20 protein-coding genes, 10 tRNA genes, 1 rRNA gene and 1 riboswitch are annotated in these 23,909 nt (G+C 44.9%); of the genes, 25 read left to right on the top strand and 6 right to left on the bottom strand.

The window, feature by feature from the left end; all coding sequences use genetic code 11:
- Positions 1-232: 232 nt before the first annotated feature.
- The 12 genes from rrf (at position 233) to rocF (ending at position 3,503) form a co-directional block, all read left to right on the top strand.
- Positions 233-348: ribosomal RNA gene (rrf, locus tag M3593_RS21725) — 5S ribosomal RNA — on the top strand.
- Positions 349-429: 81 nt separating this feature from the next.
- Positions 430-504: transfer RNA gene (locus M3593_RS21720), tRNA-Asn, on the top strand.
- Between the two features lie 44 nt (positions 505-548).
- Positions 549-621 (top strand) — tRNA-Thr (locus tag M3593_RS21715).
- A gap of 18 nt (positions 622-639) precedes the next feature.
- Positions 640-714 (top strand) — tRNA-Glu (locus M3593_RS21710).
- 25 nt (positions 715-739) lie between these two features.
- Positions 740-815: transfer RNA gene (locus tag M3593_RS21705), tRNA-Val, on the top strand.
- Between the two features lie 30 nt (positions 816-845).
- Positions 846-921: transfer RNA gene (locus M3593_RS21700), tRNA-Thr, on the top strand.
- Positions 922-937: 16 nt separating this feature from the next.
- A tRNA-Tyr gene (locus M3593_RS21695) sits at positions 938-1,022 on the top strand.
- Positions 1,023-1,076: 54 nt separating this feature from the next.
- Positions 1,077-1,151, top strand: a tRNA-Gln gene (locus tag M3593_RS21690).
- Positions 1,152-1,367: 216 nt separating this feature from the next.
- Positions 1,368-1,440 (top strand) — tRNA-Lys (locus tag M3593_RS21685).
- 69 nt (positions 1,441-1,509) lie between these two features.
- Positions 1,510-1,584 (top strand) — tRNA-Gly (locus tag M3593_RS21680).
- A 3-nt stretch (positions 1,585-1,587) separates the two neighbouring features.
- Positions 1,588-1,663, top strand: a tRNA-Ala gene (locus tag M3593_RS21675).
- 943 nt (positions 1,664-2,606) lie between these two features.
- The gene (gene rocF / locus M3593_RS21670) at positions 2,607-3,503 is read left to right on the top strand and encodes an arginase (RefSeq protein ID WP_251544823.1); all 897 of its coding nucleotides are present in this window, start codon (positions 2,607-2,609) and stop codon (positions 3,501-3,503) included.
- Positions 3,504-3,588: 85 nt separating this feature from the next.
- Here rocF and M3593_RS21665 read toward each other — a convergent pair whose 3' ends face one another.
- On the bottom strand, positions 3,589-3,759 hold the full coding sequence (locus tag M3593_RS21665) for an aspartyl-phosphate phosphatase Spo0E family protein (RefSeq protein WP_144481377.1): 171 nt from the start codon (positions 3,757-3,759) through the stop codon (positions 3,589-3,591).
- Positions 3,760-4,007: 248 nt separating this feature from the next.
- Between M3593_RS21665 and sigW the strand changes: the two genes are divergently transcribed.
- The 6 genes from sigW (at position 4,008) to glmS (ending at position 11,527) form a co-directional block, all read left to right on the top strand.
- On the top strand, positions 4,008-4,571 hold the full coding sequence (gene sigW, locus M3593_RS21660) for an RNA polymerase sigma factor SigW (protein ID WP_144481378.1): 564 nt from the start codon (positions 4,008-4,010) through the stop codon (positions 4,569-4,571).
- 16 nt (positions 4,572-4,587) lie between these two features.
- Complete coding sequence (locus M3593_RS21655; RefSeq protein WP_251544822.1) at positions 4,588-5,226, top strand: anti-sigma factor family protein; 639 nt, start codon at positions 4,588-4,590, stop codon at positions 5,224-5,226.
- Between the two features lie 389 nt (positions 5,227-5,615).
- Complete coding sequence (cdaA, locus tag M3593_RS21650; RefSeq protein ID WP_144481380.1) at positions 5,616-6,443, top strand: diadenylate cyclase CdaA; 828 nt, start codon at positions 5,616-5,618, stop codon at positions 6,441-6,443.
- Positions 6,436-7,668 carry a CdaR family protein gene (locus M3593_RS21645; protein ID WP_144481381.1) on the top strand — a complete coding sequence of 411 codons (1,233 nt, stop codon included), beginning with the start codon at positions 6,436-6,438 and terminating at the stop codon, positions 7,666-7,668. The genes cdaA and M3593_RS21645 overlap by 8 nt, the downstream gene beginning before the upstream one ends.
- A 37-nt stretch (positions 7,669-7,705) precedes the next feature.
- Positions 7,706-9,055: a phosphoglucosamine mutase gene (glmM, locus tag M3593_RS21640; protein WP_144481382.1), complete on the top strand. Its 1,350-nt coding sequence runs from the start codon at positions 7,706-7,708 to the stop codon at positions 9,053-9,055.
- A 669-nt stretch (positions 9,056-9,724) separates the two neighbouring features.
- The gene (glmS, locus tag M3593_RS21635) at positions 9,725-11,527 is read left to right on the top strand and encodes a glutamine--fructose-6-phosphate transaminase (isomerizing) (RefSeq protein WP_144481383.1); all 1,803 of its coding nucleotides are present in this window, start codon (positions 9,725-9,727) and stop codon (positions 11,525-11,527) included.
- Between the two features lie 144 nt (positions 11,528-11,671).
- On the opposite strand, the gene crcB is transcribed toward glmS, so the two are convergent.
- The 5 genes from crcB to M3593_RS21610 form a co-directional block, all read right to left on the bottom strand.
- On the bottom strand, positions 11,672-12,040 hold the full coding sequence (gene crcB / locus M3593_RS21630) for a fluoride efflux transporter CrcB (RefSeq protein ID WP_144481229.1): 369 nt from the start codon (positions 12,038-12,040) through the stop codon (positions 11,672-11,674).
- Positions 12,037-12,414 carry a fluoride efflux transporter FluC gene (locus M3593_RS21625; protein ID WP_251544821.1) on the bottom strand — a complete coding sequence of 126 codons (378 nt, stop codon included), beginning with the start codon at positions 12,412-12,414 and terminating at the stop codon, positions 12,037-12,039. Before M3593_RS21625 ends, crcB begins: the two co-directional genes overlap by 4 nt.
- Positions 12,415-12,474: 60 nt before the next feature.
- A riboswitch (Fluoride riboswitch) is annotated at positions 12,475-12,536 on the bottom strand.
- A gap of 67 nt (positions 12,537-12,603) precedes the next feature.
- Positions 12,604-13,041 carry a protein-tyrosine phosphatase family protein gene (locus M3593_RS21620; protein ID WP_251544820.1) on the bottom strand — a complete coding sequence of 146 codons (438 nt, stop codon included), beginning with the start codon at positions 13,039-13,041 and terminating at the stop codon, positions 12,604-12,606.
- A 157-nt stretch (positions 13,042-13,198) separates the two neighbouring features.
- On the bottom strand, positions 13,199-14,989 hold the full coding sequence (locus M3593_RS21615; RefSeq protein WP_251544819.1) for a CocE/NonD family hydrolase: 1,791 nt from the start codon (positions 14,987-14,989) through the stop codon (positions 13,199-13,201).
- A 134-nt stretch (positions 14,990-15,123) separates the two neighbouring features.
- The gene (locus tag M3593_RS21610; RefSeq protein ID WP_144481225.1) at positions 15,124-16,185 is read right to left on the bottom strand and encodes a M14 family zinc carboxypeptidase; all 1,062 of its coding nucleotides are present in this window, start codon (positions 16,183-16,185) and stop codon (positions 15,124-15,126) included.
- Between the two features lie 719 nt (positions 16,186-16,904).
- On the opposite strand from M3593_RS21610, the gene M3593_RS21605 reads away from it, so the two are divergent.
- The 7 genes from M3593_RS21605 to gyrB all read left to right on the top strand — a co-directional run bounded on the left by M3593_RS21605 (position 16,905) and on the right by gyrB (position 23,880).
- The gene (locus tag M3593_RS21605; protein WP_023626356.1) at positions 16,905-17,105 is read left to right on the top strand and encodes a cold-shock protein; all 201 of its coding nucleotides are present in this window, start codon (positions 16,905-16,907) and stop codon (positions 17,103-17,105) included.
- A gap of 391 nt (positions 17,106-17,496) precedes the next feature.
- Entirely contained in the window at positions 17,497-18,732 is a 1,236-nt protein-coding gene (locus tag M3593_RS21600) for an ATP-binding protein (RefSeq protein ID WP_251544818.1), read from the top strand.
- Between the two features lie 143 nt (positions 18,733-18,875).
- Positions 18,876-20,096, top strand: coding sequence for an S-methyl-5-thioribose kinase (gene mtnK, locus M3593_RS21595; RefSeq protein ID WP_251544817.1), 1,221 nt, complete (start codon positions 18,876-18,878; stop codon positions 20,094-20,096).
- A 228-nt stretch (positions 20,097-20,324) separates the two neighbouring features.
- Complete coding sequence (locus tag M3593_RS21590) at positions 20,325-20,966, top strand: L-fuculose-phosphate aldolase (RefSeq protein ID WP_144481222.1); 642 nt, start codon at positions 20,325-20,327, stop codon at positions 20,964-20,966.
- 80 nt (positions 20,967-21,046) lie between these two features.
- The gene (locus M3593_RS21585; RefSeq protein ID WP_144481221.1) at positions 21,047-21,244 is read left to right on the top strand and encodes a hypothetical protein; all 198 of its coding nucleotides are present in this window, start codon (positions 21,047-21,049) and stop codon (positions 21,242-21,244) included.
- Positions 21,245-21,394: 150 nt separating this feature from the next.
- Positions 21,395-21,835 carry a MarR family winged helix-turn-helix transcriptional regulator gene (locus tag M3593_RS21580; protein WP_251544816.1) on the top strand — a complete coding sequence of 147 codons (441 nt, stop codon included), beginning with the start codon at positions 21,395-21,397 and terminating at the stop codon, positions 21,833-21,835.
- 125 nt (positions 21,836-21,960) lie between these two features.
- A complete protein-coding gene (gene gyrB / locus M3593_RS21575) occupies positions 21,961-23,880 on the top strand; it encodes a DNA topoisomerase (ATP-hydrolyzing) subunit B (protein WP_251544815.1) in 1,920 nt (639 codons plus the stop codon).
- Positions 23,881-23,909 lie beyond the last annotated feature (29 nt).

Below are 23,909 nucleotides of genomic sequence, written 5' to 3'. Positions count from 1 at the left end.
CGACTGTACAGCCTCGACAAGCGCTGGAGGGCCAGCAGTTGAAGTCGTTCTTTGACTTCGGCGGATGGACCGAAGCGACTCGAGAGGCTAGGAGCCGGAGCTGGACAATGATCATTCGTTTCTCTTGAATTCTTCTTACACATTATCTAGTTTTGAGGGAATAAAGATTTCATAAAAATTCTCTTGAAAAATGCATAAAAGACAGTATAATAAATATTGTTCTTTAAAAATGTCTGGTGGCGATGGCGAGAAGGTCACACCCGTTCCCATACCGAACACGGAAGTTAAGCTTCTCAGCGCCGATGGTAGTTGGGGGTTTCCCCCTGTGAGAGTAGGACGCCGCCGGGCAAAAGTGCATTTTCATCTTGGACAAATTCCTAAGATGAGGCATTCGAATCATCTGCAAGAGTTATGTTAAATTACCACTATTCCGCAGTAGCTCAGTGGTAGAGCACTCGGCTGTTAACCGAGCGGTCGTAGGTTCGAATCCTACCTGCGGAGCCATTATCTCTAAATGACGAAAGTCATTTGAGCTGGCAGCAATACATGCTTCCATAGCTCAGCAGGTAGAGCACTTCCATGGTAAGGAAGAGGTCAGCGGTTCGAGCCCGCTTGGAAGCTCTCAAAATACTATAATATGGCCCCTTGGTCAAGCGGTTAAGACACCGCCCTTTCACGGCGGTAACACGGGTTCGAATCCCGTAGGGGTCACCATCTACTTTAAACAGCATCATAAAATGGAGGATTAGCTCAGCTGGGAGAGCATCTGCCTTACAAGCAGAGGGTCGGCGGTTCGATCCCGTCATCCTCCACCATTCATTTTCACACAGTGAAATATTCCTAATGCCGGTGTAGCTCAATTGGTAGAGCAACTGACTTGTAATCAGTAGGTTGGGGGTTCAAGTCCTCTTGCCGGCACCATTTTTTTTTGGCTTGTGGAGGGGTAGCGAAGTGGCTAAACGCGGCGGACTGTAAATCCGCTCCCTCAGGGTTCGGCGGTTCGAATCCGTCCCCCTCCACCATTTTAATACATATTAAAATTGGACAAGCTACTAATGTCCTTTTTATTTTTTCATTGGGCTATAGCCAAGCGGTAAGGCAACGGACTTTGACTCCGTCATGCGTTGGTTCGAATCCAGCTAGCCCAGCCATTTTTATTTTCTTTTTTGCACTCAGGATGCTTAAGAGACAATGAATAGGGTAGATTATATCCTATGAGCCATTAGCTCAGTCGGTAGAGCAAGTTGCTCACTCCCTGGAGTTGCTTCTGCGGCAACTTGCGAGAAAGGCCGTAAGGACTTTCGAGCATCGCAGATGCGATAACATGCTTAACCGAGTGATAACAACTTGTTGATCTACAATATTGAGAGCCATTAGCTCAGTCGGTAGAGCATCTGACTTTTAATCAGAGGGTCGAAGGTTCGAGTCCTTCATGGCTCACTCATGTCAAGGCCCCTAAGAATAATTTTTCCTTTATTTTTAGGGGTCTTACCTATATAATAAAATCATGCGGAAGTAGTTCAGTGGTAGAATACAACCTTGCCAAGGTTGGGGTCGCGGGTTCGAATCCCGTCTTCCGCTCCAAATGGGGCCTTAGCTCAGCTGGGAGAGCGCCTGCCTTGCACGCAGGAGGTCAGCGGTTCGATCCCGCTAGGCTCCACCATCATACTACATAAATACCATTTCAGTCATAAATCCAGTCGGGTTTATGGCTTTTTTTATTTCACGCTACTTATATTGTGAATTGTTATCTTACACTACTTGTAATAGCTGTAAGGAATACGTCGTGATTAGACAATTTTGAATAAAGAGAGGATGAGTCAGTCAAAAGTAACCATGGGGTTTTGGACAGATTTAACGGATATTTCAGAAGCTGTCGGAAGTGGTCTCCAGTTCGGACAGGTTCACAGGAAAAGAATCCAAAGCTGTCAAGAAATCGCGGATATTTTGACAGGTTCGCGGTAGAAGGCGCCAAAGCTGTCAAGAAACCACGTGGATTTTGACAGGTTTGCGGTGGAAGGAGCCAAAGCTGTCAAGAATCCGCCGTTATTTTGACAGGTTTGGGGTAGAAGGAACCAAAGCTGTCAAGAACCCTCCGTTATTTTGACAGGTTTGGGGTAGAAGGAACCAAAGCTGTCAAGAATCCGCGGTTATTTTGACAGGTTTGCGGTGGAAGGAGCCAAAGCTGTCAAGAATCCGCGGTTATTTTGACAGGTTTGCGGTGGAAGGAGCCAAAGCTGTCAAGAATCCGCCGTTATTTTGACAGGTTTGGGGTAGAAGGAACCAAAGCTGTCAAGAAACCACGTGGATTTTGACAGGTTTGCGGTGGAAGGAGCCAAAGCTGTCAAGAACCCTCCGTTATTTTGACAGGTTTGCAGGAGAAGGAGCCAAATCTGTCAAGAAACCACTTGGATTTTGACAGGTTTGCAAAAGAATCACCCAAAACTGTCAAAAAACCCTCCCGTCTCACAGCCTCAACAAAATCATTTCGTAAATTCATTCTATTCCAAACTGTATATATATTCATGAAATTGTCCGGTTGAGTCATCCTAATGAAAGCGTTTAAAATAAGGGGAGAGATGAGAGAAAGCAAGGGGGAGTCAGGAATGAAGAAACTTTCGATTCTCGGGATGCCGATGGATTTGGGTCAGATGAGAAGGGGAGTTGACATGGGCCCGAGTGCAATCCGTTATGCAGGTATCAATGAGAGATTAAGAGTGCTTTTTGATGAGATAGAAGATTTGGGTGATATTGCAGTTGGCAGACCTGAGGTGAAGATTGACCCTAACAGCAATCTTCGAAACCTTGAGTTGGTGGCGGAGAAGAATCGCCTGCTTGCAGATGAAGTAGATAACATTATAGAATCGAAGTCTTTTCCGCTTGTTTTGGGCGGGGACCATAGCATTGCGATTGGGACGTTGGCTGGTGTGTCCAAGCATTATAAGAATCTTGGTGTGATTTGGTATGACGCCCATGGAGACTTGAATACGGCGGAGACTTCGCCGTCTGGAAATATTCATGGTATGCCGCTGGCTGCGAGTCTTGGTTTGGGTCATGAGATGCTGACGCAGATTGGCGGGTATGCTCCTAAGGTGAAGCCGGAGAATATTGTCATTATTGGTGCGCGTGCACTGGATGATGGGGAGAAAGACTTGATAAAGGAAATGGGTATCAAGGTGTTCACCATGCACGAAATTGACCGCCTAGGGATGGCTGCTGTCATTGAGGAGACGGTCAATTATCTTAAAGATAAGACCGATGGTGTCCATCTTTCACTTGATCTGGATGGACTCGACCCAACGGATGCTCCTGGTGTTGGTACTCCGGTTACAGGAGGCATCAGCTATCGTGAAAGCCACCTGGCAATGGAAATGCTGGCTGAAGCGAAAATCATTACTTCTGCGGAATTCGTTGAAGTGAATCCAATCCTGGATGAAAAGAACAAGACGGCAGTCGCGGCGGTTGCGCTGATGGGTTCTTTATTTGGCGAGAAACTTTTGTAATCAAAGCTTCGAAAAAAGAATAGAATGAGATGGTTAAACAAAAAAATATGAGCAGCGGCCCTGTTACGGCTGCTGCTCTTTATCATTAATATAGAACTGGCTTTTTTGAGGATAAGTGATAATATTTATTTAGTAAATGGTCGAGCTTCATGCTCATGTCTACTACCCGTTGGTTTGACAGCGAGGTTCTTGCAGCTAGTTCAACCATTTCTTTACGGCAATTTTCTATATCCTTCAACAGCGTTTCTGCACACATTGATCTTTGTTCCTCGCTTTCATTAAATATAGTCCCTTTATACCCCGGACCAAAACTTTTTAAACCAAACTGGTAAAAATTTGTTAATATTAACGTATCGAGTTTTTTAGCTTTTTTTGCCGAAAAGAGTCTGTTTAAACGGAATAGACATAATTACATATATAAATAAAGTTTTTATAAAAAAAACGAAACCTTTTACGGAATCGATTCGTATATCGATTAGCCGCAGGAAGCGCGGAGGTAAAATAATGGAAACGATCGTAAAGCACAGAATAAAACAGGTAATCAAGGGAGACCAGAATGCCTATGGAGAGATTGTTGAGGTATACAAGGACAAGGTATTCCAGCTTTGCTACCGTATGCTCGGGAATCGGCATGAGGCAGAGGATATTGCACAGGAGGCTTTCATCCGCGCATATATCAATATTAACAGCTTCAATCAAAACCTGAAGTTTTCAACATGGTTATACAGGATTGCTACCAATCTTTGCATTGACCGGATTCGTAAAAAGAAACCAGATTATTTTCTTGATGCAGAGGTGCCGGGAACGGAAGGCTTGACCATGTACTCACAGGTGCCATCTGAAACTCCTTTGCCAGAGGATGAGGTGGAAAGTATCGAATTGCAAGACACAATTCAAAAAGAAATTTCAAAACTACCCGATAAATACAGATCGGTCATCGTATTAAAGTATATTGAGGAGCTTAGCCTGAATGAAATCAGTGAAATCCTGGATTTGCCGCTTGGAACAGTGAAGACGAGGATCCATCGAGGCAGAGAAGCGTTAAGGCAGCAGTTGCGACACGTATAAGGTGAGGTGAAAGAAATTGAAATGTCCCGAACAGGTTTTTGACTATATGCACGAGTATTTAGATGATGAAATAACTGAAGAACACGAAAAGATTTTAAGAGAGCATTTGCAGAGCTGTTCTGATTGCCAGGGCTACTTCAGGGAATTGAACAAGGCAATCGCTCTTGTCCAGAGTACTTCCCATATCCAGGCGCCGGATGACTTTACATCAAAAGTCATGGCCGGATTGCCAAAGGAGAAGAAAAAGACTGAAGTCCAACGCTGGTTCAGGAGTCATCCGCTTTTGACAGCTGCATCGCTTTTCCTTGCATTGATGAGTGCAAGCATTCTTTCGACCTGGAACGAGGACCATCAGTTTTCTGTTTCGAAACAGCCTAATTTGATTGTTGAAAATGATACCGTCATTGTACCTGAAGGGGAAGTTGTCAAGGGGGATGTCGTGGTCAGGAATGGCAAGGTGAAAGTTGAAGGCGAAGTACAAGGGAACTTGACCGTCATCAACGGGGAAAGGTACATGGCTTCAGCCGGTAATGTCACAGGGGAAGTAACCGAAGTCAATGAAATATTCGAATGGATTTGGTATCATATTAAAAATACCGTGAAAAACACGGCAGATCTATTTGAAAATGACGAGAAGGAACGGTCATTCCAATAGGAATGGCTTTTTTTTTAAGGATGTATCTTTTTACTCCATTGGTCAACGAAGCTTTAGATGACATCATTATTCGTTTAAGCTGACCTTATGGTATAATGATAAAGTTATCTTAGAATACAGGCAGAAGTGCATTGGTCAGCTTCCGCTTTTTACAACGCTGTTTTCGCATTTAATGTTGCTTCTCGAACACATATAATTAACATGTTTCGTGACTCTTTTGAAGGATGCTCATGAAACGGATAGCGGATATAATAATAAAAGCCCAGAAGCCGGCTTTGTGTGTGAAAGCAACATCATGTACGAAAAGAGCCTTTTTACAAATGGGTTCATTTGGAGGCTAGAGGAATAACTTCGCAAAAGAGCCTTACTAAACTACTGGAGGAAGTGCAATGTCGTTTGCGGATTTCGATTTCTTGGAATATCTAGCTAATATTGTTGACATTCTCCTGGTTTGGTTCGTCATCTATAAGTTGATCGCGATTATTCGAGGGACGAAGGCTGTCCAGCTTTTGAAAGGGATCTTTGTCATCCTGATCGTAAAGTTTGTCAGTGATTACTTCGGGTTAAATACGCTCAGCTGGATGATGGAACAAGTATTGACCTGGGGATTCCTGGCCATTATCATCATTTTCCAGCCCGAATTGCGGCGGGCACTCGAGCAGCTTGGCAGAGGAAGGCTTTTCGCCAGATCCGGGCTGCAGGAAGAGGAAGACGAAGAAAAGATGGTGGAGGCCATTATCAAGTCCACCGATTATATGGCGAAGCGCCGGATCGGGGCATTGATTTCAATTGAAAGAGAAACAGGAATGAGTGATTACATAGAAACAGGCATCCAGCTGCAATCGAGAATTTCCTCTGAACTGTTGATTAACCTTTTTATTCCGAATACACCGCTTCATGATGGAGCCGTTGTCATACAGAAAAATATCGTTGCGGCAGCAGCTTGTTATTTGCCTTTGTCAGAGAGTCCATTCATTTCGAAGGAACTGGGCACAAGGCATAGGGCCGCGCTCGGAATCAGTGAAGTAACCGACAGTATCACGATCGTCGTTTCCGAGGAAACAGGGAGTGTTTCGGTCACACGGAATGGCGAACTATACAGGGACTTGAGCGGGGAAACGCTAAGGGAACTGCTCACTGCCGAGTTGATTTCACCATCAAGAATCAAGCAGGCAGCTTCTACCCGCTGGAATTGGAGGGGGAAGAAAAATGGATAGATGGATGGATAATCCTTGGTTCATAAAAGTGGTTGCCCTTGTTCTTGCCGTGCTGCTCTTTGGATCTGTTCCAAAAAACGACCCGAATAAGCCCGGGGATGTGAACGTCCCATCTGATGAAAAGGTGGCAACGGTTGAAGACGTACCGGTAAAAAGGGTTTATGATACCGATACATTAGTCGTATCAGGTGTTCCCGAGACGGTTACTGTTACGCTCCAGGGACCGAAAAACCTGGTTCAGCAGGCAAAAACACTAAGGAATTTTGAAGTGTTCGTCGATTTGACGGATGCTGAAATGGGAAACCAGCGTGTTCCCATCACAATCAAAGATGTATCCGAAAGGCTGACGGTCACCATCGATCCTGGTTATGCCAATGTGTCCATCCAGGAGAAGGTGACGAAGGAATTCAGCGTCGAAGCTGAATTCAGCGGAAATATAGTCGAAGAGGGCTATATTGCCGAGAAGCCAACTGTAAAACCGAATAAAGTTCAAATTACCGGTGCCAAGGATATTGTCGACAGAATCACCTATGTAAAAGCAACAGTGAATTCTTCCGGAAAAATATCGGATACAATCACGCGGGAAGCAAGTGTCCTTGCCCTGGATAGAGACATGAATAAATTGGATGTCAATGTGGAGCCTGGTGTGGTTGAAGTGACTATCCCGGTAAAGAGCTCCAGCAAAAAGGTACCGATTGATATTGTCCGAAAAGGCAATCCTCCAAGTGGCGTGACCATAGATTCAATCACTTTGGACACGAAGGAAGCTGAAATCCTCGCTGACCCGGATGTACTTGAGAAGGTTGATAGGGTCAGAGTGGAAGTGGATGTCAGCAAAATCGAAGAGGATACGGAACTTACTCTGCCGGTCATTATTGGGGAAGGTATCGTCGCGGTTTCACCAGAATTGGTAAAAGTGAACGTTAACGTCACGAAGGCTTCCGAGAAGACCATATCCAATGTCCCAATTGAAATTAATGGGATGGATGAGGGCTATGAAATAGATTTTCTTGATCCTACAGACGGACAAACAAAGTTGACGGTTTCAGGACCAAGCGATCTCGTCTCTGCACTATCTGCTGATGATTTTAATGTTTTGATTGATGTATCGAAGTTGGCGGAAGGGACTCACGAAGTCGCTATGAAGGTGACGGCACCTCAAAATATAACGTGGAAACTGGCAAAAGAAAAAGCCAGTATATCAATTGCGAAAAAAGAAGCATAATTGACTGCAATTTTTCATACAAGGAGAGATTTAAAGGATGGGTAAATATTTCGGTACAGATGGAGTACGTGGAGTTGCGAACAGCGAATTGACGCCAGAACTGGCTTTCAAGCTTGGCCGTTTCGGAGGGTATGTCCTGACAAAGGAGCACGATCGGCCAAAAGTGCTGATCGGCCGTGATACACGTATCTCTGGCCATATGCTCGAGGGGGCTCTTGTTGCCGGCCTGCTTTCAATCGGAGCGGAAGTTATGAGGCTCGGTGTGATTTCGACTCCTGGAGTAGCTTATTTAACTAAGGCACTTGGCGCACAGGCAGGAGTCATGATCTCTGCATCGCACAATCCGGTAGCAGATAACGGGATCAAGTTTTTTGGACCCGATGGATACAAGCTTTCTGATGATCAGGAAAACGAGATTGAGCAATTGATGGACATGGAGGCTGATGAGCTCCCTCGTCCGGTAGGTGCTGATCTTGGACAGGTTAATGATTACTTCGAGGGTGGCCAGAAGTATCTTCAATATCTAAAACAATCTGTTGACGAAGATTTCACAGGTCTTCATATCGCGCTGGACTGCGCACATGGAGCTACATCTTCATTGGCAACCCACTTGTTTGCCGACCTTGATGCGGATACTTCAACGATGGGAGCATCCCCTAACGGCCTGAATATCAATGACGGCGTAGGATCGACGCACCCTGAAGCTCTTGCAGAATTCGTGAAGGAAAAAGGAGCAGATCTTGGTCTTGCTTTTGACGGAGATGGCGACCGCCTCATTGCGATTGATGAAAAAGGGAACATCGTTGATGGCGACCAGATCATGTATATCTGCGGTAAATTCATGAAGGAACGCGGACAGTTAAAACAGGGGACAGTTGTATCCACTGTGATGAGCAACCTTGGTTTTTACAAAGGCCTGGAGGAAAATGGCGTGCAAAGCGTCCAGACAGCTGTCGGTGACCGTTATGTAGTCGAAGAAATGAAGAAAAACGGCTATAATCTTGGCGGCGAGCAATCCGGCCATATCATCTTCCTTGACTACAACACAACTGGAGATGGACTTTTGACAGGTCTTCAGATTGCCAACATCATGAAAGCAACAAACAAGCCGCTTTCCGAACTGGCTGGGGAAATGAAGAAGTACCCACAGGTTCTTGTTAACATCCGTGTGACGGATAAGCATCACGTTACGGATAACGAGAAGGTAAAAGAAGTAATTGAACAGGTAGAAGCGGAAATGAACGGCAATGGCCGGATCCTGGTCCGTCCTTCCGGAACAGAACCATTGGTGCGCGTGATGGCTGAAGCAGCCACTGCAGAACTCTGCCAGGAATACGTGAACCGAATCGCAGCGGTTGTGGAAGAAGAAATGGGTTTAAAAGAATAAGGAAAACAGGCAATATGCATAAGGGTTTCGGCACATAAAAGAGCCCTTATGCATATTTATTTATAGAGAAAGTTTATTTTTTCACTTAGAGAAGTGTCCAGCTCCAGCGCCTAGCCCTTCGAGTCGCTTCGGTCCGCCCAATGAAGTCAAAAAGCGACTTCACTGATCGGCCCTCCAGCGCTTGTCAGGGCTGAACAAGGCGCTTACGCTTTTCTTGTGAAGGGAGTTTTAGCCGTCCTTTAAAGGGTATTTGTAGGGGAAGGCTGTTTTCCTTTGTTTTCTATTGACGGATGTATCAGTATCATGTATGATTATCCTGTTTTTGTTAATGGCTGATTTTTGCCTTGAAAACAATTTATCGAAAGGTGGGAAGAGGTAAAACAATGGAAAACTAAAGCGCCAGGACTAATCCTTGACCGGAAAAGTGGATTAGTTGACGAGGTGGAGGTTTATCGAAGTTTCGGCGGATGCCTCCCGGCTGAAAGCACAGCCGCGAATTCCATCTTTAAAACATTAGGGCAACTTAATGGACAAAGAGATGGGGATGCTAAAACTAACGAGGATTGGCTTTGTGAAGTCGACCTCAGGACTAATTATATGAGATAAGGGGGCAAGCTGCCCCTATATAAGAGGCTTCTTGCCCCCTGTCGTACAGGAGGAAAAGAAGTTATGTGTGGAATTGTTGGATATATTGGAAATAACGACTCGAAAGAGATTTTATTGCGAGGCCTGGAAAAGCTTGAATATAGAGGATATGATTCTGCGGGAATCGCGGTCATGAATGAAAATGGAGTTCACGTTTTTAAGGAAAAAGGACGCATTGCGGATCTTCGCGACGCAGTGGACAACGAAGTAATGGCTAACGCTGGAATCGGTCATACTCGCTGGGCTACTCACGGTCCTCCAAGCAAGGTGAACGCTCACCCTCATCAGAGCTCAACAGGCAGACTGACTCTTGTTCACAATGGCGTCATCGAAAACTATGATCTATTGAAGCGCGAGTATTTGCAGAATGTCGAATTGAAAAGTGAAACAGACACTGAAGTTATCGTACAATTGATCGATTTGTTCGTAAACGAAGGTCTGAACTTAGAAGAAGCGTTCCGTAAAACGCTGACACTTTTACATGGTTCATATGCACTTGCCCTTATAGACGAGCAAAACAAAAATACGATTTTCGTGGCGAAAAACAAGAGCCCGCTTCTTGTCGGCCTTGGCGAAGGCTTCAATGTAGTCGCTAGTGATGCGATGGCGATGATTCAGGTAACAAACCAGTACGTTGAACTGATGGACAAGGAAATGGTGATTGTCACTAAGGATGAAGTGACAATCAAGAACCTTGAAGGCGAAGTAGTTTCACGCGCTCCTTACACTGCAGAACTTGATGCAAGCGACATTGAAAAGGGAACATACCCGCACTATATGCTCAAGGAAATCGATGAGCAGCCGCTTGTGATGCGCAAAATCATCCAGAACTACCAGGATGGAGAAGGCGCACTTGAAATCGATTCTGACATCGTTGCTGCGATGAACCAGTCAGACCGTATCTACATCATCGCTGCAGGTACTTCCTATCATGCAGGCCTTGTCGGCAAGCAGTTCATCGAAAAATTGGCGAAGATCCCTGTTGAAGTCCATATCTCAAGCGAGTTTGGCTACAACATGCCGCTTCTATCTGAAAAGCCATTATTCATCTTCATTTCTCAGAGCGGAGAAACTGCGGACAGCCGCCAGGTTCTTGTTCAGGTGAAGGAAATGGGCTTCAAGGCGCTTACAATTACGAATGCACCTGGTTCAACACTATCCCGTGAAGCAGATTACACGCTTCTTCTTCACGCTGGCCCGGAAATCGCAGTTGCGTCCACTAAGGCTTATACAGCACAGCTTGCTGTTCTTGCGATTTTAGCGGAAGTAACAGCCCGCGGTCTTGGCCATGAAGTTGACTTCGATCTTGTTCAGGAATTAGGAATTGTTGCGAATGCAATGGAAGCTCTTTGCGACGACAAAGAAGAATTCGAAAGCATCGCGCGCGAATACCTGACTGTGACAAGAAACGCATTCTTCATCGGACGCGGAATCGACTTTTACGTAGGCCTTGAAGGCGCATTGAAACTGAAGGAAATTTCGTACATCCAGGCGGAAGGCTTCGCAGGCGGAGAACTGAAGCATGGAACAATCGCGCTGATCGAAGAAGGCACACCAGTCATCGCCCTTGCAACACAAGAATTCGTCAACCTGAGCATCCGCGGAAATGTCAAAGAAGTGGCAGCACGCGGAGCAAACCCGTGCATCATTTCCATGAGTGGACTGGAAACAGACGAAGACCGTTTCGTCATCCCAGAAGTGCACAGCCTATTAACACCTCTTATCTCAGTAATCCCGCTGCAGTTGATCTCATACTACGCAGCGCTGCACCGTGACTGTGACGTCGATAAGCCGCGTAACCTGGCTAAATCAGTTACGGTTGAATAAACAATAACTTTGCTTTTGTTCTGAAAACCTGGTGAGAGAAATCTTCTCGCCAGGTTTTTTTGCTTTCAAGTCTATTTCTTGGCAAAGGAAAAACCCTGCCGTTGATCACCAGGGTTTTAAATCCAAACGGATTTGTGCCGTTTTTTATGCCAGCCATAAACCAAGCTGAAGTCCGATAAAAGCCAGCAGGATGCCGCCTCCATAGCTAAAGAAGTTGTACAGGAAGAATTCCCTTTTCCTTCTCTCGATATGGAGTTGTATTCCTTCAAGCTTGAAGGTTGAAAAAGTGGTGAAGGCTCCCATGAAACCCGTTCCGAGCAGCATAAATAGATTGCCATTCAATCCTAAACCGACCATGATGCCAAGCAGCAGGGAGCCCAATAAATTGATGAGCAGTGTGGCAACGGGAATCTTGGGCCGGATTCTTTTATTAATCGCTTGACTGATCCAAAACCGTGAGATGGCTCCGAAGAAGCCTCCGATTCCAACCATCAGAATATGATTGACCGTCATTCAGTTCGTACTCCCTTCTTTACCTGGAATCCTAAACGGCTCATCCATAATCCGCCAAATATACTCGCCACAATATATAAAAATGCAAGCACAAGCTTTCCATGAAGAAGCAGATTGACAGTTTCCACGCTCAAAGTTGAAAACGTTGTAAAGGAACCGACAAAGCCTGTTCCCAACGCTGTTTTAATATGTGAAGGCAAGGAAATACGGATAAATAGACCTGTTGTCAGCCAGGCCAGCAAAAAGCTTCCCAACAGATTCACCGTAAGAGTAGCAAACGGAAAAACGGTACTTTCGTGAAAAAAGAAAACACCAACGAAGTAACGCAGGGAGGCTCCGAGAAAACCTGCCGCCCCAACAAGCAAATATACCATCCAAATCCCTCCATGTTTATTAGATTACCCAAAACAAAAAGACTCCTGCCAGTGATCAAACAACTGGCAGGAGTCATTAGCCATTCAGGCGGTTAAAGGTGAACTCCATCACCTGTGAAAACGGATTCTGCACTAACACTATAAACCATTTGAAAAAAGATTAAAAGTGTCATTATCAAATTTTTTCAATTAACCAAGTCCAAGATGGTTTTCATACCTGGCGAGCAACTCCATGTAATTAACGGTAGGCTGTATATTCGGCTTGATTTTCTGCACTGTATTCAATGCCTGTTCGCGGTTCATTCGGAAGCGCTGCATATAATAGGCCGTAATGACAAATCCAAGCCGCTGATATCCATACGTATCATGAATAAGGATGGAATACCCCTGTTTAACTAATAGATTTATATGGGCCATCAGGTTTTCCACCCATGTAATACTCGGAGTCACCTTAATGGTGATTGGCATCCAAATCATGACATGATGAGAAAAATCAAACGGCGGCCGGTCAGGCTTCGTTCGCAGATTTACAATCGCGTTTATATGCTGATCAATAAAGCGCCAATCCTCAGGAGAAATCCTGCCGCCAACATAAATTCTTCCTGGAATCATTTCCGTAATGCTCAATATGATTCTCCTTCCTTTACCTATTTTATTCATATTAGGAAAGGGAGTCTTTAGTGCTTGAGAAAGATTCCGCCGGTAATTAACTTGATTTTAAGTAAACAAGGTTTACGAAAGATCTGTACCCAAAAACTGCCAATCCACAGGCGGGCATCATCAATCATTCTTCCACCACTGGTAAAACAATAGAGGAAGGATATTTAGAGTTATTTAAAATCGTCGCGACTCCGCCGAGCTGATCCAACAATTGAGGCAGCGGCGACATCGAGTGCGGGAAGTCGCTTGGACCGACGGCGACACGGAGTTTGTGGCCTTCTTTGATGACAAAGTTGCTAGGGAAGATTTCAACGTCCAGTTCCATCACTTCATATGGTTTGACTTCCTGCACTGCGGTCCTCGTAAAAGGGTGCCATGGCTGAATGTTTTCTCCATCAAGGTATCGGCTTTTGCTGTCGTCGACTGCCCTGTGCGAGGCGGCGAGCCAGCCTGCAGTAATCTCGTTCGAAGTTCCGTCCGGCGCTACATCCGTTAAACGCACAGACAGTACAAGGTCTCTCGCGGTTGTACTCGCAAAAATTTTCGCGGCAATTGGACCGGACACGCGAAGATCAGCATTTGCCGGGGGTGTCGTATAGGTGAGCTCCGTAATTTCCGTCAGGCGATTATCCTTCGTACAAGGAAGGGCATCCGGAATCCCGGCCATCCACTGGTTCGTGCTTCCCGAGCAAATGCCATTCAACGGCTGCTGAAGCATTGTTCGGGAAGGCTCAGCATAGGAAGGTTTCTCTTTCGTCAACAGATTGCCGCTGCGCAGGTAAAATTTTTGGGCGGCGACATTCTTATGCGGCCATCCAGGCTGGACCTCGAAGCCCCCTTCGTCTAACACAAACTGTGTGACATCAGGAATTTTATTGATTTGAGTGTTGATGCCCATCAAATACTGGTCAAACCATCGTAAGGCCAGCTGGTCAAGGGCAGGTACATTGTCCGCAGGCAAGCCGCTGCCATAATTGCCGTGCGTCCAGTTGCCCATCAGAAGTTTGGTCTGTACGCCATTTGCTTTTAATTTTTCATAAAGGAGCGGCGTGCCGCGCTGGAACAGATCATGAAGTCCGCCTGTAAAAAATGCAGGAACATTAATTTGATCTGCTACCGCCAATGGCGAGCGCAGCTGTGCGGCGGGCCCATCGTATGCAAATTCCCCGCCCGTAATCGCCGAGCTGAGGGTGCTGACTGGAAAGCCGAGCGTTTGTCCGGTATGGCTCAACAGTAGGGTCGTTCCCATGATTGGGTCCGATAAAGTGTAGGAAGGGGGGAGCAGGCCGCTGCCTGTTACAAGCCCGAGCCAGAGTGGGATGAAGCCAGTGTTGATTAATCCTCCGGACATAAGGATATCACGGTACATATCACCCATCGGGACAATCGGAAAAATGGCTTCCAGGCCATCGGGATGCTGAGCTGCGGTCAACAACTGGTTGATTGCCCGGTAGGAGGAGCCGTACAGTCCAACCTTGCCATTGCTCCATGGCTGGGATGCTGCCCATTCGACGAGTTCTTTGCCATCACGCTGTTCGGCTTCGCCAAATGAATCCCAGGCCCCCTGGGAGGCACCGGTTCCGCGGACATCAACAACCACATGTGCATACCCGCGTTTAATAAAATACTCATTAAGGTTTTCAGTACTGCTGACATTCTTATTATAAGGGGTTTGCGTAAGAATGACGGGGAACGGTCCCGGTCCATCAGGAAGGTGGACGTCAGCCGCTAAAATAACGCCATCCCTCATCGTAATGAAAACATCTTTTTCTGTGGTAAAACTTGAAAACTGTTCCGGGCGTTCGTAGATGGTGTCTTCCCATTCAGAGCCTGTAACGGCAGCCTGGGAAGAGACGGGTCCTGTGAAAAGGCCGAACAACATAATGACAGCAATGGCAAAATGAATGAGTTTCATCAGCTGGCCTCCTGTAAAGGTTTACTTTTATCATACGAAACCACAGGCACCGCTCCTATCCCTATAAATGTCGTGTTCTGTTCGATGACAAAATAAAACAGTGTGATCCCCGAGGGGCCACACTGTTGAAAAGTTTATTCGTCTTCCTCACTCTGTCTGTTTGACTGCTCAGGAAGCGTATCCCAGAAGCTCGTATCAGCTGTCTCGATCGAGCCATCAGCAATGGCTTTTACCGTTGCATCAAGTGTGGTGATCGTCTGCTTGATCAGATAGCCATTGCTCTTTTGCCCTAATGCATAAGGCTCGTAATAATGATCGGACATTCCGCGCATTTCGAACAGGAGTGTTGAAATATCATAGCGGACAGCCGCGCCATTACGGCCGATGTTCGCTCCGTTGCCGCCGACATACTTCCCGATATGTCCCCAGCCTTTTTCCTCAAGGGTATTGTATACGATTGAGCCGAGCTTTTTCGAGCCTTCTAGTACCTCTGGCTTCACGGCTTCGTTCGTAGGATACAAAATGGAACCTGAAACAAGCTCGCCTTCTGTTTCGCTGAGGGTACCCTGGTGATGGAGGTCGATCATGTAATCGATATCATATTTAGCAAAAACATTTTCATGAAGCGCACGGGCTTCAGGCTGCATTTCGCTGGTTACCTTATCATGCTCACGGTTAAGGTCAATCTTGTTCGCATTATAGCGAGTCAGGTGGCGGTCGCCATCAGCAAGATAGTCTTCAAGTGAGAAGTCGACATCGCCCATTGCGCCATCTGCATTGAGCATTGGGATGACAAGAACATTCACATTCTCAAGTACACCGCCCGTTTTAGCAGTACCTAGATGTTTGATGAATTCCATCGCTCCCTCGGTTGTCAGCTGCTCATTCCCATGCTGCTGGGTCAGGAACAAGATGGTTGGGTTTTCAGGATTGGAGATATACTTAGCCATGTAAATATCACGGCCTTTCACCGTCTGGCCAATCACCTCCAGTTCCATTGCCTCCTGCTTGGCATCCTGGGTCTTCAGGTAATCAACTAAACTCTCATATGTATGCAAAATCGATGTCTGGATGGATCCATTGCCGGTATTCGGCCCATTACCGACAGCACCTGCCGGCAGAGCTATTGCAGTCACGGCGCCTAATGCCATCATGCTTGATAAGGATACGGAAAGAACCTTCTTCTTCAAAGTCATTGTCATTCCTCCTATTAATAGATTCAACTCTATTTTACGGAATATTATAAAAACAGTTAATAGAGTAAGATGCCTATTTAATAGACAAATTTCGAGTTGCTAAATAAGTAGTTTAGATAGAGTTTATTTTTGCCTAATAAGGGTTTAATAGGAAAAAAGTAATTAGTGATCGATCAGGATGTGATTGGAGAGGAAATCGTGATGAAAAAAGCGTGCTAAAAGGCGCACGCTTAGGAGTTGACATGGAGCGTATAATCAAAAAAAAAGAAGCAAGGAAACCAGCTTCTAGCTTTTCTCCAGCTCCTCCTCAAAATAAAAAGTGCTGGGATGTTCTTTGACAGTGTATGAATATCTTTTCATGTTTTTCACATATTGAGACTTCATGATTGTCACTGTTTCGCCGGTTTCTTTGATACTGACAGATTGACCAGATTTATAAAGGTTGCTTGCGCTTTTCAATTAGCCACGCCCTTTCATGTTACCTTTATTATATCACATTTTCATGATCCCCATTTGTTAATCCATAACCGTTTTTTTGGCACTCCTAATTTTCCCAACTCCCTTAACGCTTGCACTATGCCTTTAATTCTGTTATTCTAAGGGAGAATTATTTTTGTTCGGTATGCAAGGAAAGAACATGCACTGCTTGATTCGCCTGGATATCACTGAGACAAGAATAGTAACAAATTGTGTGGATATCACACTGGGAGGCAACAAAAATGGAAAACGGTAAAGTAAAATGGTTCAATGCAGAAAAAGGTTTCGGATTCATCGAGCGTGAAGGTGGAGAAGACGTATTCGTACACTTCTCAGCTATCCAAGGCGAAGGCTTCAAGACTCTTGAAGAAGGCCAAGAAGTATCTTTCGACGTTGAGCAAGGTGCTCGTGGACCACAAGCAGCTAACGTTACAAAACTATAATAACGGATTAGCCCATACAAACAAGTCCTGATTTGATCAGGGCTTGTTTTTTTATATTTGATTCTGGTGAACTAGACTGTTGATCTGACAGTGTTGAAAACTAAACGGAAAAGTTATGAATTGTCCTGTCTATACAAAAATCACCAATGGACGATAACAGAGCTAATAAACATTGCAAAAAACCCCACTCGAAACGAGTGGGGTTTTTACTTTGGTAAAGCAATGGTTGTTTTCATTATAGCATAAGATTTAGAGGCACTGTGAAAAAAGTTTATTTTAAAATTTTGGAAGAAACCTAATAATTTCAGAATTTTCCGTTGAAGAATCGTTAAGTCAGGTGGATAATAGATATAGGTCATTATTCTTAATCATAAGAATTCCGGGGGATAAAATGATAGATTTCATTAAAGATTTGATCTTGCATTTTTTCATCATACTCTCACTCGGCTTCATGTATAACTTTTTGTGGATGCAGAAGCGCTCGGTATATAAGAAACAAATCTTTAAAATGGCAATCTTGGCGACGCTGTTAGTCACAATGGCATTGCCTGTCAGGTTCCATGGCGGCATGGAGTTCGATTTTAAGCTGATTCCTGTCTTTATTGCCTTCTTTTATTTAAGCAGGACGGATGGGCTTTTAATTGCAATGGTGCTGCTGCTGTTACAAAGCCTGGTTGAGATAGAAAGACTGCCGATTGTAGCCGTCAATTACGGGGTTATCATCATTCTGTTTTTTGCGATTGAGAAGCCTTATAAAACATCGACGGTCAATCGGAGAATCGCGTTTGGGCTCTTTGTCTATGGTTTAGTTACCGCTACAAGGCTTGCTGCATTGATTAAATCTGGCCATGCAGGCGACTACATGTATTTGGTTGTCTTTTCGCTCGTTTCATTCATTGCCTTATCGCTATTCATATATATCATTGAAATGACCAATTTACAGCTCAAGCTTATGCATGAACTTCACAAGGCGGAGAAATTCTCGGCCATCAGTCAGCTTGCTGCATCGGTTGCCCATGAAATCCGTAACCCGATGACGACAATCAGAGGCTTCATGCAAGTCCTGCAGGGAGAAAGGAACCTGAGTGACGACCAGAATCTCTTCATTACCATTTCTCTTCAGGAGCTTGACCGAACCCAGACAATCATCAATAATTTCCTGGCGCTGGCCAAACCAAATACAGGATCGATGGATCAAATCGACCTGAGTGCCATTTTGAAAGAAACGACTGCGTTCATGAGATCCTATTCCCATCTCGGCAATACAGAATTGGTAGAAGCAATCGATAAGAATCTCTGCATCAAGGGAGATGCGCATGAACTCAGGCAGGTATTCATCAATATCCTGAAAAACGGGATTGAAGCAATGCCTTCGGGCGGAAGTATTTTCATCATCGCCAAGGTTGACAAGGACAATGTAAGGATCGAGTTCCGTGATGAGGGCATCGGCATGACAAAGGAGCAACTCGCCCGGATCGGTCACCCTTATTACTCAACAAAGGAAAAAGGCACCGGCCTTGGGATGATGATCTCCTATGATATCGTCCAAAGAATGAGAGGCAAAATTAATGTCGAGAGTGAAGAAGGCAAGGGCACGACCTTCACAATCCTTCTGCCTTGCGGGTAATAAAATCTCTTGTAAAGAAGGCAGGAAAGCTGTCTTCTTTTTATGATTCCAGATGGATTTTAGTGCCCCGAAATACAATCTTAAGCTATAATAATTTTTAAAAGATTTCTATAATTGTTCCACGGGAAGGGGTAATGGACATCATGACAAATTTTAATACGTATTTTCTGATGAATGCAGATGAGGTCATTCCTTATGTAAAAGCAAAGACCGACTTTTTTGATAGAGAAGCGAATTTAAGCTGTGATGAAATAGGCGATGGAAATTTGAACTATGTGTTCCGTGTTCGCGATGAACAGACCGGGAAATCACTGATTGTCAAACAGGCTGGGGATACGGCGAGGATTTCCGACGAGTTCAAGCTGTCAACCAACCGCATCCGGATCGAGTCGAATGTGCTGAAGCTTGAGGGTGAGCTGGCTCCGGGATTGGTGCCTGATGTGTACCTGTATGATGATGTAATGAATTGCTGTGTGATGGAGGATCTTTCTGATCATACAATCCTGCGTACGGCTCTCAATGAGGGAAGAATGTTTCCCAGGCTTGCGGATGACCTGACGACATTCATGGTGAATACACTATTGCTGACTTCCGATGTAGTCATGGAGCATAAAGCGAAGAAGGCACTTGTTCAGGATTATATCAATCCGGAATTATGCGAAATTTCTGAGGACCTCGTATACTCAGAACCTTTTACAGACCATAACAGCCGTAATGATTTGTTTCCTGCCAATAAGGAGTGGATTGAGGAGAACATCTATGGTGACGATCAATTACGCTTCGAAGCAGCCAAGCTGAAGTTTGCGTTCATGACCAATGCCCAGGCACTTGTTCATGGCGACCTTCATTCTGGTTCTGTTTTTGTAAAAGAAGATTCTACAAAAGTAATCGATCCGGAGTTCGCGTTCTACGGGCCAATGGGATATGACGCAGGAAACGTGATTGCCAACCTGATGTTTGCGTGGACAAGGGCATATGTGACGAATGCTGACGAGAAGTTTAGCGAATGGCTGGAGCAGACGATCAAGGATACAGTCGATCTATTTACCGAGAAATTCCTAACCAGCTGGAAGGAAAACGTGACGGAAATCATGGCCAAGGAGCAGGGTTTCGACCGCTGGTACCTGGACGCTGTTCTCCAGGATACAGCGGCAGTTACGGGAATGGAGATGATCCGCCGTATTGCGGGATTGGCAAAAGTGAAGGATTTAACTTCCATTGCCGATGAACATCAGCGCGTAACAGCCGAGAGAATCTGCCTGACAGCGGCGAAGCAGTTCATCCTGAATTCAGCTGCCTGCAAAACAGGTGAACAGTTTTTACAAGTATTAAAGGATTCAGCATCAAGCCATAATATGCGATAATAAGACCGTAATCTTTAGGGAAGGCTCTTTTCTAAAACTTTGTAGCTATTTGCTGTAAAAATGCATTGAATGACCTAGGTAACTTCGCTAAATGGACGATTTAGACGAGAAAAGAGCTTGCAAACTAGATACCGACCAGCAAAATGCCTAATCATACGTTAAAATCGGCTTTAGGATTTTAACAACAATCATTACGAAAACAGCCTTAGGGAAAGAGAGGCGCAGAATATGTTGCTTCTGGAAGAACGGATGAAAGTCGTAGAGTACGGCAAGAAAATCATCACAAGTGGGCTCACAAAGGGAACTGGCGGTAATATCAGCATTTTCAACCGGGAAAAGCAGCTGGTTGCCATCAGTCCAAGCGGGATTGATTACTTCGAAACGAAGCCTGAAGACGTCGTGGTCATTAATCTGGATGGCGAGGTTGTTGATGGGAGCAAGAAGCCATCGAGCGAGCTGGATATGCATCTGGTTTTTTACCAGCGCCGCGAAGATATAGGCGCGCTTGTCCACACCCACTCGCCATATGCCAAAACAATCTCGGCCCTGGGCTGGGATATTCCGCCGGTATCCTACTTGGTGGCGTTTGCCGGCCCGAATGTAAGATGTGCTCCTTACGCAACATTCGGGACGAAAGAGCTGGCGGAAAAGGCCTTTGAGGGCATGGTGGACAGAAGGGCGGTCCTGCTTGCGAATCATGGATTGATTGCCGGAGCGCATAATATCGAAACAGCATTCACTGTCGCGGAAGAAATCGAATTCAGTGCCCAGATTTTTTACCAGGCCAAAGCGATAGGTGAGCCAACATTGCTTTCAGATGAAGAAATGGCTCGATTGTCAGAGAAATTCAAAACATATGGCCAAAGATAACCCTCTTCTTAGAGGGTTATTCTTTTGGATTTAAATTGCTGCTTTGTAAATTATCAGCCACAAACAAGCTGGATTATGCTATGATTAAAAAGAAAAAAATGGACTTAATGGGTAGTTTTGCTAAGGGGGACAGGCTGGCTATGAGAGCAAGGACAAGAAAGAGTGAACCTTTTTCATTTGATAAATTGAAGGATTTTTTCACTACTGTGCTGCTGCATCTTAGTTTTTATGCCTTCATCGTTTTTCTCGTCATCTTTTTCATCGACAATTTCAGTTAACTACATAAATACATACCCGCAGCAGTCCAAATGAATTGGGCTGTTTTTTTTAGGAGGAAAAGGCTGATTCAATCACCGGTAAAAAAATGTTTGTCCCTGACCGCAATTGTTGTATAGTAGTGGAGAAGAAAAGGGATTGAGGTGAGTCCATTGAGTGTAAACTCTGAATTAGTAAATTTAGACCTGGTTGATCTATTGAGTGAGCGTCATACGCTTCTTCGTAAAATCTCAGAGAAAGCCTGGAACAACCAGAGTGATATTTATATTTCAAATTCTGAATGGTATATCATGGCGAGGATTTATAAAAAGCAGCCAACCATTTCTTATATTAATAAAAATGTTGAAATTTCCCGTCAGGCCATACATAAATTCATCAAAAACCTTGCTGAAAAAGGATTAGTCGAAGTCAACAACCTGGAAAATAACAAAAAGGAAAAATGGATAAGGCTAACCACTCTTGGCGAAGAATGCTATGAAAAAAATGAAATGCTCAAGGCTGGCCTGGAAAAGAAAATAACAGAAAAAATCGGGTCTGAGCAAGTGAGGCTCCTTAAAGAAATTTTGAAGATGGATTGGAATCTGGATGATTAAAAGTAACCCTCTTATTGTCAATCAAGTTGACAATAAGAGGGTTTTTTAATACACTTTAATTGTCAACTTTATTGACAATTAATCCTATTATGTACGATAGGGAACGTGAAGGGGATTACATTTGCATGACACAAGCAGGAGTTCAAGAGCAGGCGTATGACGCCAATCAGATACAGGTATTGGAAGGGCTTGAAGCTGTCCGGAAGCGGCCCGGAATGTACATTGGCTCAACATCCGGGAGGGGATTGCATCATCTGGTCTGGGAGATTGTGGATAATAGCGTGGATGAAGCCCTTGCAGGATATTGTGATGAGATCCACGTCACGATTGAAGAAGATAATAGTATTAAGGTTACGGATAATGGCCGGGGTATCCCGGTTGGAATTCATGAGAAGGAAGGAAAACCGGCCGTCGAAGTCATTTTGACCGTACTCCATGCTGGCGGCAAATTCGGCGGGGGCGGGTATAAAGTATCTGGGGGATTGCACGGTGTCGGGGCATCTGTCGTCAATGCCTTATCTTCATTACTCGAGGTATATGTCCACCGGGAGGGAAAGATCCATTACCAGAGTTTTGTCCGCGGGGTCCCTCAAGGGGAATTAAAAACAGTAGGGGAAACAAACCATACCGGCACTACCATTCACTTTGTACCGGATGGTGAAATTTTTACAGAAACGCTTGAGTATGATTATGACATTCTCTCATCAAGACTTCGTGAGCTGGCTTTCCTGAATAAGGGGATTATGACCACGATTTCTGATAAGCGCGGTGAACAGCGAAAGAATGAATATTACTATGAGGGTGGAATTAGGTCTTATGTTGAGCATTTAAATGAAAAGCAGACCGTAATTCATGAACCGATTTTTATAGAAGGTGAACATAAAGGGATATCCTTGGAAATTGCCCTTCAGTATAACGAAGGGTATGCGGAGATGCTATATTCATTCGCCAATAATATTCATACACATGAAGGTGGAACCCATGAAGTGGGATTCAAAACAGCTTTAACCCGAACGATGAACGAGTACGCAAGGAAAAACGGAAACTTAAAAGAGAATGAAGCTAATTTTTCCGGGGAGGACGTCAGGGAAGGACTGACTGCTGTCATTTCGGTTAAGCACCCAGACCCGCAATTCGAAGGACAAACCAAAACAAAACTTGGCAACTCTGAAGTGAAATCAGCAACCGATACAATCCTTTCAGAGAGGCTTGAACTGTTTTTGCTGGAGAATCCTGCAATCGCAAAAAGAATCGCCGAGAAATGTTCACTTGCTTCAAAAGCGAGAATTGCTGCCAAGCGTGCGCGTGAATTGACGAGAAGAAAAAGCGCTTTGGAAATTTCAACACTTCCGGGTAAGCTTGCAGACTGTACTTCCAAAGATCCATCCATTAGTGAATTGTACATTGTGGAAGGAAACTCTGCTGGCGGGTCTGCAAAGGGAGGACGTGACCGCCATTTCCAGGCTGTCCTGCCACTCAGGGGGAAAATCCTGAACGTTGAAAAAGCCGCGATGGACCGGATATTCCAAAATGCCGAAATTGGGACAATGATCAAGGCAATCGGCGGAGGAATTGGGGAAAACTTTGATATCTCAAGGGCACGGTACCATAAAATTGTCATCATGACTGATGCAGACGTGGACGGAGCGCATATCCGAATCCTCATGCTGACATTTTTCTATCGATTTATGAGAACTGTACTGGAAAAGGGCTATATCTATATTGCCCAGCCTCCATTATATAAAATCCAGCAGGGGAAGAATATACAGTACGCTTACAATGATGCTGAACTGGAAAGCACATTGGCGTCACTGCCAGGCACACCAAAACCGAATTTGCAGCGGTACAAGGGACTGGGAGAAATGAACCCGGAACAATTATGGGAAACGACCATGAACCCGGAAACTAGGACGTTGCTTCAAGTCACATTGGATGATGCCAGGGAGGCCGATGAGGTATGTGACTTATTGATGGGGGATAAGGTTGAACCCCGACGCCAATTTATTGAGGAAAATGCTGTATATGTAAGGAATCTGGATGTATAAAAAATGGAACGAATCTTATGCTTCCTTTT

The sequence above is a fragment of the Mesobacillus sp. MER 48 genome (assembly GCF_023714225.1).
GTDB lineage: Bacteria > Bacillota > Bacilli > Bacillales > Cytobacillaceae > Mesobacillus > Mesobacillus oceanisediminis_A.
The sequence above is the reverse complement of the archived record's forward strand: the minus strand, read 5'-3'. Positions and strand labels throughout refer to the sequence as shown.